Source organism: Metapseudomonas boanensis (genome assembly GCF_018704125.1).
In the GTDB taxonomy this organism is placed as follows: Bacteria; Pseudomonadota; Gammaproteobacteria; order Pseudomonadales; family Pseudomonadaceae; genus Metapseudomonas; species Metapseudomonas boanensis.
On the sequence record NZ_JAGTIS010000005.1, the window covers coordinates 32,950 to 45,498 of the forward strand.

At 65.6% G+C, this 12,549-nt stretch carries 12 protein-coding genes; all 12 read right to left on the reverse strand.

Going from position 1 to position 12,549, the window contains the following annotated elements:
- Positions 1-122: 122 nt before the first annotated feature.
- On the reverse strand, positions 123-1,523 hold the full coding sequence (locus J7302_RS11220; RefSeq protein ID WP_215373936.1) for a cytochrome-c peroxidase: 1,401 nt from the start codon (positions 1,521-1,523) through the stop codon (positions 123-125).
- 288 nt (positions 1,524-1,811) lie between these two features.
- On the reverse strand, positions 1,812-2,327 hold the full coding sequence (locus tag J7302_RS11225) for a hypothetical protein (RefSeq protein WP_215373939.1): 516 nt from the start codon (positions 2,325-2,327) through the stop codon (positions 1,812-1,814).
- A gap of 69 nt (positions 2,328-2,396) precedes the next feature.
- Positions 2,397-3,104, reverse strand: a complete 708-nt coding sequence (locus J7302_RS11230) for an NAD(P)H-dependent oxidoreductase (RefSeq protein WP_215373941.1) — start codon at positions 3,102-3,104, stop codon at positions 2,397-2,399.
- Positions 3,105-3,143: 39 nt separating this feature from the next.
- A complete protein-coding gene (locus tag J7302_RS11235) occupies positions 3,144-3,782 on the reverse strand; it encodes a c-type cytochrome (RefSeq protein WP_215373943.1) in 639 nt (212 codons plus the stop codon).
- Positions 3,783-3,786: 4 nt separating this feature from the next.
- Complete coding sequence (locus J7302_RS11240; protein ID WP_215373946.1) at positions 3,787-4,236, reverse strand: c-type cytochrome; 450 nt, start codon at positions 4,234-4,236, stop codon at positions 3,787-3,789.
- A 3-nt stretch (positions 4,237-4,239) separates the two neighbouring features.
- Positions 4,240-4,758, reverse strand: a complete 519-nt coding sequence (locus tag J7302_RS11245) for a methylamine dehydrogenase light chain (protein WP_394359087.1) — start codon at positions 4,756-4,758, stop codon at positions 4,240-4,242.
- A gap of 8 nt (positions 4,759-4,766) precedes the next feature.
- Complete coding sequence (locus tag J7302_RS11250) at positions 4,767-5,396, reverse strand: redoxin domain-containing protein (protein ID WP_215373951.1); 630 nt, start codon at positions 5,394-5,396, stop codon at positions 4,767-4,769.
- The gene (locus J7302_RS11255) at positions 5,393-5,959 is read right to left on the reverse strand and encodes a MauE/DoxX family redox-associated membrane protein (protein WP_215373953.1); all 567 of its coding nucleotides are present in this window, start codon (positions 5,957-5,959) and stop codon (positions 5,393-5,395) included. The genes J7302_RS11250 and J7302_RS11255 overlap by 4 nt, the downstream gene beginning before the upstream one ends.
- Positions 5,953-7,173 (reverse strand): amine dehydrogenase large subunit, encoded by a 1,221-nt coding sequence (locus J7302_RS11260; protein WP_215373955.1) that lies wholly within the window; start codon positions 7,171-7,173, stop codon positions 5,953-5,955. Before J7302_RS11260 ends, J7302_RS11255 begins: the two co-directional genes overlap by 7 nt.
- 116 nt (positions 7,174-7,289) lie before the next feature.
- A complete protein-coding gene (locus J7302_RS11265; protein ID WP_215373957.1) occupies positions 7,290-8,234 on the reverse strand; it encodes a WD40/YVTN/BNR-like repeat-containing protein in 945 nt (314 codons plus the stop codon).
- Between the two features lie 15 nt (positions 8,235-8,249).
- A complete protein-coding gene (locus tag J7302_RS11270) occupies positions 8,250-10,610 on the reverse strand; it encodes an efflux RND transporter permease subunit (protein WP_215373959.1) in 2,361 nt (786 codons plus the stop codon).
- 83 nt (positions 10,611-10,693) lie between these two features.
- The gene (locus tag J7302_RS11275) at positions 10,694-12,547 is read right to left on the reverse strand and encodes a DUF1302 domain-containing protein (RefSeq protein ID WP_215373962.1); all 1,854 of its coding nucleotides are present in this window, start codon (positions 12,545-12,547) and stop codon (positions 10,694-10,696) included.
- Between the last annotated feature and the right edge of the window lie 2 nt (positions 12,548-12,549).

Below are 12,549 nucleotides of genomic sequence, written 5' to 3' on the forward strand. Positions count from 1 at the left end.
GGTCGTAGCCAGGAATGAGGAAACGGACTCGACCGGATCAACCAATCAGGTTTGGAAACGAACATGCCCTGCCGACAAGCAACGGCAGGGCATGCATGGTTTCGGTCTTGACGAAGGGCCGGCTATTGGGTTCCCCCCTTATTGCGATCGTTGACGAAGCCGTCCGACAGGGTCTTGAGGAAAGCAACGATGGCGTCCTCATCCTCTTTGTCGAGCTGAAGGTTGCCCAAGGGGACGCCGCCGAAATTTCCTCGCGTGACATTCTGGGGCACCTCGGGTGGCGGCCAGTTCTCGGACGGAATGTCCCGAGTGTTGTAGAAGTGGACTACCTCTTCGAGTGTCCGGAGAGCACCGTTGTGCATGTAGGCCTTCGGAAACCCGACGCCGGGGCGTTGATCAACGTTTCTCACAGTCGGAAACTTGAACTTCCCGTCGTTTGCCTCAGCCAGGGCAGCCCACTCCGGCCGGGTGCGCAGGAAGGCGCCCAAGCCCAAGTCGACGAAGTCCTCGCCCAGTGGATTGATGGGCGTCCCATCGTCCAGAAACTCCGTGTCCATGTCGTAGAACGGGTTTTCCGGGTTCCTCGGCGTGCCGATGTTCGCGAAGCCGAAGCTGGTGAAAAGCGGTGGCTCTCCGTTGGGCCCCGGGATATGGCTCACGTGACAGGCCGAGCAGTGTTGTCCGAACTTGGTGAGCCCGTGGAACTCCTTGTCGGTGAGGATTCCCCTCGGGTCCAGAACGCTCCTGTCGCCCTCCGCTGGACGCCCACAAGCGGCGAAAGCGTTGCCAGCTTCGAGGCACGCCGTGAAGTATGCATCGAACTTCGAGCTGAAGGGGCTGACCTCCCGTGAGCCTTCGTATGCGGCGATGGATAGGCCGATCCGGGCGTAGGTCCCTTCGATCCCGCCAGTACTGCAGTCGAGCGAACCCGCCCCCCAGACCTGCTCGAACAGCGCGACGTATTGCGACCTGGCGACTTGCTCGCAGACGGCCTCGCGGGTCGGGTTATTCTGCTCAACAGGGTTGAGGAAAGGGGCTAGCGCCTGGTCAGCGGCCGGGTTTCCGAGCAACTCGCCCGTCGCGCGGCCGTCCCAGAAGGTACCACCGACGAACCTCCCGGTGGCCGGATTCGCCAGCTGGAACAGCGGGCTGAACGTCGCGTAAGCCGAACTCGGTGGTTTGCGGTTCCCGAAGGTATGCCGGTCGGCGCCGCGAAAGACGGCCCCATGCAAGTTGACGCCGGCAACGCCTCCGGTCCACCCGGCATCGGGCAAGTGGCAGGTGGAGCAAGACTGCGATTTCGCCGGCTGCGAGATGTTGTCGAAGAACAGCTTCTTGCCAAGTTGCTCCAACGGGGTCAGGACGACCTCCGAGTTGGATCGAACCACCTGAGCGGCCAGCAGAATTCCCGCGGAGGTCAAAGCGAATCCGGTCCAGACCTTGAAGTCAAGCCGCGCCGGCCCTTTCTTGATTACCTCGATCCCCTTTTGAATGAGGCGGGTCAACCTCGCAGAGCTTTGCATGTGCTACCTCCAGAGACAGGCGCTTCCATGCGGTTCCACGTAGACGGTAGATCGACTCGCCACGGTTTCAAGCGAGGAGTGGGGCGGGGGGGGACAAACGGTGGGAGAGCGGGGCTGGAAGGTCCGCCATCGTTATGCGGACCCGCGAAAAAAGGTTCATCACGGGATCTGGGGGAGATGCGAGTTGACAGCCGGATAGCCGGTACTCTCTCTGTAGGAGCCAGCTTGCTGGCGAACATGCGCCATTCGCCACTCGCCCCCAACGCAGCGGGCGGTCAGGACGCCGCATCAACAAGGTGTGCCAGCCTCGCCGTCATCGAAGAATCGCACTGAGCCGTTGTACTTGAGGAAGAAGTCGTCGGCGCAGCTCGCGATCTCGGCATAGCGGCCCGCCAATGCCAGTCGCATCATTTCAAGCTGCACTTCCTCCTGCTCCACCATGTACTCCAGGAACCGCTTGGCATTCGCCGGCCCTTGTCGCCGCAGCTTTTTCAGCCATTCGAGGTACTTCAGGGTTTCGCGGTAGATGAGCCTCAGCAACGGTCCATGCAGCCTTGCGGGCAACGAGGAAACGGCCAGGGCCTTCAGTCTGGTTAATATCCCGGGCGCGGTGCCCTGCCCCCATCGTCTGGCGGCAAGTGCGTAGCGAGGACGATTGAACGCCTCCAGGTCCAGGTAGGACTTCCAGAACAATCCGTGCTCATGGCCCGCAAACCGCTCGGCCATCCGGTCGATGGCCAGGAAAGCGAAGGCACGGTTGGCCAGCTCATGACGGAACCCCTTGATAAAGGCTTTGGACGCCATTTCGATCAATACCTCATTGAGAAAGACAACGCACGGCGCGTTGGCCGGCGGATTGAACCGATGGGCCGATCACAGGGCATTCCTTGGCCTGAGCGTGTCATCGAAATCCTCCAGCGACGGGAACTCCAGCGCGGGAAGCTGGTGAAGGGTCAGCAGGTGCTGGCGGAACTGTTCGAGGTAGTCCCGTCGATCGGAATCACTGATGTAGGGAACGTGATAGGCCACGAAGGGTGGAAGCACCTCGAGACCGACATAGGCCAGCATTCCGCGCTGGATGGGTTGCAACAGGGTGGCCAGTTCGCCATGCACCGCACCCGGACCGAACATGTGGCGCTGCCCTCCCAGCGAGATGGAGAGCATCGCCTTCTTGCCCTTGAGGCCGCCCCGGTCGTAGATGCGCTTGCCGCCATAGCAGTAGCCGGAGACGAACACGCGGTCGATCCAGCCCTTCATGATCGCCGGCATGCCGAACCAGTAGATCGGGAAGTTGAAGATGATCAGGTCCGCCCACTTGATCCGATCCAGTTCCACCCAGATGTCGGCGGCCAGGGTTCCGTTGCCGTGGTTGTGACGTTGCTCGAGTGCGTAGACGAGGTACTCCGCATCGGCCCGGGTACCGAAGTCGTTTGCCGTGGCAACCGGGTTGAAACCCTGGGCATGGAGATCGGAAACCATTACCTCATGGCCCTGCTCGCGCAGCAGGTCGGCCGCCAGGTTCTTCATGGCGGCATTGAAGGATCGGGGTTCGGGATGGGCGTGTACGATCAGGACGTTCATGGTCTTTCCAGGTAGCGAGTAGTGATGGGGGCGGTAGGGTCATTGCCCGGCAGCGGGAGCAGGCGCCGCCAGCGTGCCGATGTAGTCGACGATGGCCTTGCGCTCGGCCGCGCCCCCCACCTGGAGGGAAATGCCTCGCATCCAGATAGCGTGCTGGTCGGCATGGGCATCGGCACCTCGCAAGCCCTCGGCGTAATGGCTGAGCTGGCGCTCCAGGTAGGCGGCATCGAGGATGCGCAGGTTGGGGGTCTTCAGCAGTGGGTAGCCGCCACCATCGGGGCCATGGCAGGCAGCGCAGGTGCCCTGGTAGACGGCCTTGCCGCTGGCATCGGCTACTGTCGCGACGCTGCCGGGACCCAGGTCCTGCCCGGCATAGTGCAGGGCCAGGGGCTCGATCTCGGCCTCGTCGAGGCTCGCCACCACCGCACGCATCTGGGCGCCATGGCTGTCGCGCGTGTCGTAGCCCCGACGACCCGCCTTGAAGCCCTGCAATTGCTGGAGGAGGTAGTTGGCCTGCTGACCGGCCAACCTGGGGGCACCGAGTGCCGGGTTGCCCTGGCCCTTATCGCCATGGCAGGCAGCACAGGTTTGCAGCTGGACGCCGGCCGGAGCCGGCTCCGCCTGGACGTGCAGGGTCGCGGCGAGCAGCAGCGCGCCGATGCAGATTCGGTACTTCATGTGGTCAGTGTCCCTTGCGCTGTTGTTCTTCTTGCCGGGCGATGCGCTCCAGCAGTTCTCGGCGGACGCGCTCGACATCCGCCGGGGGCGACTGGCGCCAGGCGTGCAGTTCGGCACCGGTATAGGGTGTGAAACCGGCTGGCAACTCGGCCGCGCTGAAGGTTTCCAGCATCCAGTTGAGAACGTCTGCCAGCGCCTGGTCGGAAAGCCCCGACAGCGACGAGCCCGGCACCTGCACCAGGTACTCACGGCCACCGGGTACGCCGAGGAACTTGCCCAGCTGCCCTGGGAAAGCCGGCACCTGCCGCGCCGGGTTGCCACTGCCATCCGGCAGGTGGCAGCCCTGGCAGTTGAGCATGTAGTCGAACTGGCGCGATTCGGTGGCCGCCGCGACGGGCGCAGCCATCACCAGCGCCACGACGAACACCGGGGCGGCGAGCACAGGGAGAGCCATGGCCTACTCCTTCACCCCGATCACCACCGACAGGGAGCAGTGATAGGGCATGTCAGCGTGGCTGCCGGAACACCAGTTGATGTCGTTGGAGCTCTGCGGCCGATACAACGGCGTGTCGCCCTCGTCGCGCTGGCACACGCAGCGCCCGCAATTGCCCTTGCCGCAACAGTCGTTGTAGGAGATCACGTAGTCCTTGCCGTCCGCCGGATTACGACAGGTACCGATCCAGGTGATGTCCGAGCGCACAGTGCCGGGCGGGCAACTGTTCGGCGAGCCGCCGCAGCAGCCGCAGAGGAAGCCGTCGATGGCGCAGTAGCGCCAGTAGTCGCAGCTGTTGGGGTCGCCCTCCTCCACCAGGCCGCTGCCGGATTGGGCGAAGGCGTTGCTGCGATATACCGGCAGCAGCGTGGCCGCGCCGGCGCCGATCAGCAGCGTGCCTAAACCACCGAGGAACCCCCGGCGGGAGGTTTCCCGCGCCGTCCGCCGGGTGAAGAGTTCGGTGGCTTCGTCAAACCATCGGATCACCATGTTCAGTGCACCTGCTGGTAAAGGGAATGTTCGGCCGTCTGCCGCGAGGCCTGCCAGGCCTGGATCGAGGACACGCCCAGGGCCTGGGCCTCGAACAGGCTTTCCAGGTGTTCACGGGTGTTGATCAGGCCATGGGTGACTACGGTGCCGGCCGCGTCGATCAGCACGGCGTAGGGCAACTTGCTGATCTGGTAGGCCAGGCCCACCTCACGGGACAGCAGGTAGGGGAAATCCTCCAGGCGCTGGGCGGCGATGAAGGCTTCATGGGCAGCGGTCTCACCGTCGCTGGCCAGCACGATGCGCAGCCGGGAGCCTTCCTGGCCGCGTACCGAGCGGAGTACCGGCAGCAGGGTCTTGCACACCGGACAGGTTTCGGAGAGGAAGAACAGCAGGGTCGACTGGCCCCGCTCGCTGGCTCCGCCGAGGTTGACCGAGCCGCCGGTGAGGCTGGGCAAGGTGAAGCGCGGCGCCGTCTCGCCAGCCTTGATGGACTTGCCCAGGGACAAGGCGCCTACCGGGCGGATACGCTCGTGCAGCAGGCCGATCTGGCGTGCCAGGGCCCAGACAGCGATGGCCAGGCCCAGGGTGGTCAGCCAGGAGAAGATGCTGGAGATCATCAGTGCGTATGTCATGGCTCGTTCAACTCGTGCAGGGAAGTACGATTGGCGACCAGCAGGTTCGCCAGCAGGTAGAGGGCCAGGCCGCCGAACAGGGCACCGGCCAGACTGATGGCGTCGAACCAAACCAGGGGGCGGCTCTGGGTCGGCAGCAGCAGGTTCAGGGTGGGCAGCAGCAGCACCAGGTTGCGCACCGCCAGGGCCGCACTGGGTGCCTGGGGTCGGCCACCCCAGTGGCAGCCGCAGTCCTCAATGGCAGCTCCACGCCGAGCCGCCAGGGCGAGCACCCCGGCATAGAGTGCCAGCAGCGACACAGCGGGCAGTGCTGCCAGGGGCCACCAGACACTCGCCACAACGCCGGCCGCTGCCAGCAGTTCGAGGGCTGGCACCAACACTTTGAGCAGTCCCGTGAGCCCCGTCAGTTGGCCGCCGAATGCCGCACCGTAGCCCATCAACACTTGGGCGAAGCCCTGGCCGTCGCGAACCTTGTGCAAACCAGCAGAGCCCAGCAGCAACGCCAGGCCGCCTGCGCTGGCGAAGTGAACCAGGGGGTCCTGGAGAAAGGCCGCGATCACCATGGCGCCACCATGTTCATGAAGCCCAGGGGAATATCGCCGATGCTGCGCAGGTGCTCGCCGCTATCGGCGTCGTAGAGGTTGATGCCCTGGCGCAGCAGCGGTCCCAGGCCGGCCTCGCCCTCGGTCAGATAGATCCAGGTGGTGAACAAGGTGGGCATGGGCACCAGCCAGTCGAGGCTGTACAGACGCGGATGCTCGCCCTGGCTGACGCCGATGGCGGTGCTCTGCTCCTTCAGCTCGACGCGCGCCAAACGCCGTTGCGTGGCGATGTCGTACACCCAGACCTCAGTGCCCGGCTTCTGGTAGTTCTCCGGCTTGTCCTGGTGCATCAGCACGAACAGGCGCCCGCTGCGTTCGTGCAGCGCGGTGCCATGGTTGCCGGCCACCCCCCAGCCATCGGCGCGCTCCTCGTCGCTGACCAGCGACCACTGCCGCGTGGTCTCGATGCCTTCGGGCGTCATGCGGATGCCGTAGGCATGGTTCTGCTGGGAGACGAAGTACCAGGTATCGCCATGGCGTACGCCGGTGGTGAGGATCAGGTCTTTCAGCGGGTCGAAGGCCGGCGCGGTACGGGATTGCACGCGAACCTGCCCGGCATCGTCGAGGCCAAGGTGGAAGAAGCCGCCATTGCCGCAGATGGCGTAGAAGTCGCGCGGGCCGGCCGGATAGATGGATGCGCAGCCCGGCGTCGGCACTTCGCCGACGAAGCGCCGGGAGTCCAGATCGACGATGGAAATGGACTGGGCCGGGGTGAAGTTGAGCACCAGCAGGAAACGCTCGTCATCCGAGAGGACACTGAGCCCGGTGGAGATCAGCGCCGTCATCCGCTTCGCGGGAATGCTGATTTCATGTTTGGGACTCAGGGTGCGGGCGTCGTAGACCGTCACCACGTCCGAGCGGGTGCCACGCACGCCGCGGCTGAAATAGATCTCGGTGGCGTAGAGCTCGTCGCGGGTACGGGAGAAGACCAGACCGTTGGACCAGATGCCGGTGTTCAACTGGCCGAGGTTGCGGCCGTCGTCGGCGAACAGGTAGGCGCGACCGTCCACCATGTTGGGCGCGTTGCTGCCCCAGATCCAGAACCAGTCCTGGCCCTTGTGGTCCCCCAGCACTTCCACATGGGCCTGCTCCGGTTGGAAGGTGGCCACGGCGGGAAGCGCGAGGGTGGCGAGCGACAGGCCGCACAGCAGGTTCCGCAATGAAGGCTTCAGCATAGGGTCGTTCCGATGGCGTCAATCGAGGGCCCGGCGCGTAGCGCAGAGCCCGCAGTCTAGGGGCGGGGGCGTGGCGCAGGCTTGGCGGGCCGCGTCACCCCATTTGTCATCTGGCGTCAGGGCTGCGTCAGCACGCCCGAGGGCCCGAACAGCAAGAGGTCACCATCGGCCTGGGGCGCCAGCGCCGCCAGGTTCACGCGGTCATCCCGGATCGTTGTGGTGAAGCGACCTACTCCCCTATCCGAAACGCCCACCAACCCACCATTGCCTACCAGTGCCACTCGCCCATCGGGCAACTCGGCCAGGTCCGTGATGGCTTCGTGGGTGCCGCTGTCCAGTTCGCGCCAGCTGTCACCCTGGTCGTCGCTCAGCAGCACCCGGCCGCTCATGCCGGCCAGCAGCACACGGCCGTTGCGCAACCCGAGCCCTGTCCATAGCGAGCCGCTGGAGCCCGTATCCAGGGCTTCCCAGGTCGAGCCGCCATCCCGCGAGCGGTAGGCATTGCCCATCTCGGCGACGATGAAGAGACTGCCCCCGGGGCCGGGGAAGACCTGGTTGAGGTGGTAGTCGTCGCCCTCGGCACCCAGGCCCAGGCGCTGCCAGCTGTTCCCGCCATCGCGGGTCTGCGCGGCATAGCCGTAGGCGCCGGTGACGATGCCGTGGCGGGCAGTGTCGAACCAGACCGACAGCAGCACCGGTTGGCCCTCCAGGTCCGCTTGGCGCTCCCAGGTCTCGCCGCCGTCCTCGCTGCGCAGCAGCAGGCCGCCATGGCCAACGGCCCAGCCGTGCTGGGCATCGGCGAAGCTGATGGCGGTGAGCAGGCCGTCCACCGGTACGTCGCGGGCCTGGCGCCAGCGGTTGCCATCGTCGGAGAGCACCACCACGCCGTGGTCGCCCACGGCGGCCAGGCGCTCGCCGGCATGGGCCACGGCCACCAGCGGCGCATGTTGCGGCGCAGCCAGGGGCATGGCCTGCAGGCTACCCGCTTCGGCCTGCACGCTGCCTGCGCCGGCCAGGATCAGCGCCGCGAACAGCAGGCGCAGGGAGCGAATCGTGGACATCGACGGTCCTCCTTCTCAGTGCGCGAGCAGGGGCGCGCGTACCGGCCCCCGTCGCGGAATCAGGGTGTCCAGCATCACGGCGATGGCCGGCAGCAGGGTGATGGCCATGATCATGTTGACCATGAACATGAAGGTGAGCAGCAGGCCCATGTCGGCCTGGAACTTGAGTGCCGAGAACGACCAGGTGGCGACGCCGACCGACAGAGTGAGCGCGGTGAACACCGTGGCCACACCGACTTCCCGCAGGCCTTGCTTGAAGGCACTGACGATGTCCTGTCCCTCGGCCAGGTGCATCTGCAGGCGGTTGTAGATGTAGAAGGCGTAGTCGACGCCGATTCCCACCGCGAGCACCATCACCGGCAGGGTGGCGACGGTCAGGCCGATATCCAGCGCCTTCATGAACCAGTAGCCGAGGAAGGTGGCCAGGGTCAGCGGCAGGCAGCAGGCGACCATGGCCCGCCAATCGCGATAGACCAGGAACACCAGCAGCACGATGGTCAGGTAGACGTAGAGCATCATCGGCAGCTCGGAGGTCTCCACCACTTCGTTGGTGGCCGCCTGCACGCCGGCGTTGCCGCTGGCCAGGCGCACCGTCACGCCGTCCAGGGGATGTTCGGCGCGATAGCGTTGCACCGCCTGCACCACCTCCTTGAGGGTGCTGGCCTTGTGGTCGGCCAGGTACAGGTTGATCGGCAGCAGGGTGCAGTCCTCGTTGTACAGGCGCAGGGCCTCGGGGACCTGGCGCACCGCTTCGCCCAGGGAGAGCTCGTCCATCGGCAGCGCCGCCCATTTCGGGTTGCCCTCGTTGACGCCGGAGGCGGACAGCTTGGTCAGGGCCGGCAGCGACTGGGCCGAGAGCACACCGGGCACGTTTCCCAGGTACCAGGTGAGGCGGTCCACGTAGGTCATCACGTCGTGGCGGTAGCAACCGCCTTCGGGGGTTTCCACCGCCACGGTGAAGAGGTCCAGGCCCAGGGCGAAATGGCTGACGACGCTTTCCACATCCTGGTTGTAGCGCGAGTCCGCACGCAGCTCCGGCGCGCCGGGCAGTACGTGCCCGACATGGCGCCCCTGGCTCTGCCACACCGCCAGCACCATCAGCCCCAAGCACAGCAGGCTGCCGATGGCCGCAAAGCGCGGCTCGGCGATACGCCCGAGGCCGACCATGGCGCCGTCACGCCAGCTGCGCAGGCGCTCCACCCGGGCCACGTAGGCGGCGTCGAAGCGGAAGTAGCTGGCCAGCAGCGGCAGCATGATGAGATTGGTGACGATCTTGTAGGCCACGCCCACCGAGGCGGTGATGGCCAGCTCGCGAATCATCGGGATGGGCACCAGGGCCAGGGTGGCGAAGCCGACGAAGGCGGTGATCAGCGCCAGGGTGCCGGGAATCAGCAGGCCACCGAAGCTGCGCCGGGCGGCGGTCAGGCCATCCGCGCCGGCGCAGACCTCCCGGGAGATGAAGTTGACCTGCTGCACCCCGTGGGACACGCCGATGGCGAACACCAGGAAAGGCACCAGGATCGCCAGCGGGTCCAGCCCGTAGCCAAGCAGGGTCAGGGTGCCGAACTGCCAGACCACCGACACCAGCGAGCAGAACAGCGGCAGGAAGGTCAGCACCCAGGAGCGGGTGTACCAGTAGACCGCCAGCGCGGTGAGCACGAAGGCCAGGAAGAAGAAGCCGACGACGCTCCTGGCCCCCGCGCCGATATCCCCCATCTGCTTGGCGAAGCCGATGATCTGCACGTCGTAGTCGCCATCGGCGAAGCGAGCGCGTACTTCATCTTCCAGTTGCTGGCTGAAAGCGAGGTAGTTCAGGCGCTTGCCGGTCTGCGGGTCCGGGTCGGCCAGTTCGGCCATGACCATGGCGCCTGAATGGTCGTTGGCCACCAGACTGCCGACGAAACCGCCGATGAGGGTGCGCTCGCGGATACCGGCGATGGCCTTGTCATCGAGGGTGCCGACGGTGACATCGCCGCCCACCACGTCTTCGGCCTTCATGCCCTCCTCGGTGATCTGCACCGCACGGGTGTTGGGCGTCCACAGTGAGGTGACGCTGCGCCGGTCGATCCCCGGCATGAAGAACAGTGCCTGGGTGAGGTCATGCAGACGCGTCAGCGCCTCCTTGTTCCAGATGTCGCCGTGCCTGGCGTGCAACACCACGATGATGCGGTTGGCGCCGAACAGGACGTCGCGGTACTGGTTGAAAGTCTTGATGAAGGCGTGCTGCTGCGGCAGCTGCTTGTCGAAGCCGGCCGACATTTCCAGGCGCAGGGCGAACAACCCCATGACCAGGGTGACGACGGCCAACACGGCCAGGGTTGCCAGACGCTGGCGGAAGAAGAAGCGCTCGAGCGCCCACACGAGTGAAGCCAACATGGAATGCCTCGATTCAACGCAGGCCCCGGCGGCGCGCCGGGCCGGATTGGCTCCGGCCGACGCGCCCCGTGGCCACCGCTGGGTCAGAACGAGTAGGAAAGGCTGCCGGCGAGGAAGTCGCGGTCGGCCATCAGGTTGTTGTCACCGCCACCCCAGTACTGCACCCACTGCAGGTTCCCCTTCCAGCGGTCGCGGTAGTTGAACAGCAAGGATGTGGTCAGCGACTTGCGCCCCTCGACGAAGGGCATGGCATTGGGCGTGGTGCCATTGACGTCGTGGCTGAAGTCCAGCTGCGGCGTCACGGTGATGCCGGTGCCGAACAGGTCCGGGTAGTTGATGCCGATCTCGGCCACGTAGCCCCAGCTGGTCTTGTCCGGCAGCGAGTAGTCCGGCAGGAAGTACGGCGTCTTGCCGGAGGTATCCAGCCCCGGGTAGTGGGTGACCACCGCCTCGGCGAGGATGAAGCCATCGGAGGCGCCCAGGCTGCTGGGAATGAAGCCCAGCGGGTCGTTGGCGGAGAAGCTGTAGATGGCGTTGATATCGGCCTGCCACTTCTTCTCCTCGACAAACCCCTTGTGCACCCCGGTATCGAAGACGCTGTATTTGTTGAAAGTGCCGGTAAAGGCCTGGCCGAACGGCACCGTCGGGTCGATGCCGACGCTGTCGTTGGGTCGATAGGACAGCTCGCCGGCCACCGCCACCGGCCCCACCATGGTGTTCATCGACAGGCCGAACAGGTCCTTGTCCTCGCCGTAGTTGATGAAGAAATTGTCCACCACCAGGTTGTCCGGGTCGGTCAGTGCCGTGTAGCCGACGAAGGGCAGCTTGTCGTGGTAGCGCTGGTAGTAGAAGCCGAACTCGGTCTCTATGCTTTCCGCGGTCCAGCGCAGTGCCACGCCGTACTGGCCGCCGTTCCTCGCCTCACGCTCGCCACCGTAGGGAATGGCCAGCCCGGCGGCCACCAGGGTCGCGTCGTCCAGGCCGCTCACCAGCGGGTCGCCGCAACGGCCGGTGGGCGTAACGGCGGCACAGGTCCCCGCGCCGAGGATGCCGTCCACATAGCCCGTCGGGTAGTAGATCGGGCGTCGCCCCTCCCCCACGATGTCGGCGGTGGAGAAGTAGGTGCCCACCGGGTCCAGGCCATGGGCGTTCCATTTGAACTGGTAGTAGCCCTCCAGGCTCAGGGTGTCGGTGAGGCCGACGCTGAAGGACGCCATGGGGGCGGGGATGAACACCTCCTTCAGCTGGGTGCCCGGGGTGTGGTACTTGGGCAGGCTGAGGGCGTTGATCTGATTGATGCCGCCGGTGACGAAGATCTCTTCGCCCCAACTGATCACCTGGTTGCCGACCTTGACCTTGGCCGGCATGTCGCCCAGGTCAAAGCTTTTCGCCACCCACAGGTCCAGCAGGTCGAAGCGCTCGGTCGCGTCGCGCTCGGCCTGGTCATCCAGCTCGGTGCGGCGCGTGTTGTCCATCTTGAAGTCCCTGGCCCAGGCGACCCGGCCCAGGGCGCTCCAGCCGTCGCCGAACTTCAGGCTCAGCTCGTGGGTGCCCTTGACCACATGGGAGAACACGTCGTGCTTGTGGTAGTTCAGGTTGCCGTCGTCGGCGTTGCTGTAGTTGATGTCGGCGTTGGCGTAGCCGTTGCCCCGGCCGAGGTTGTAATAGCGGCCAAGCGCGTTGCTGGTGCCGGTGTTGCAACCGCCGTTGTCGCCGCCCAGCAGGTGGCAATCCGGGGATTCCAGGCGGGTGGCGAAACCATAGGAGAGCGTCGAGTCGAAACTGCCCGAGAGCCCGTCCTCGGAACCGAAGGTGAACGCCTGGCCCGGCTGCGACCAGAGCACGCCGGAGGCCGCCAGCACGGCCAAGGTAAGCAGGTTGCGGGAGCACGGGGCTCCCTGCGCGGCCGGAGCCGCGCATTGCTTGTGGTACTTCATCG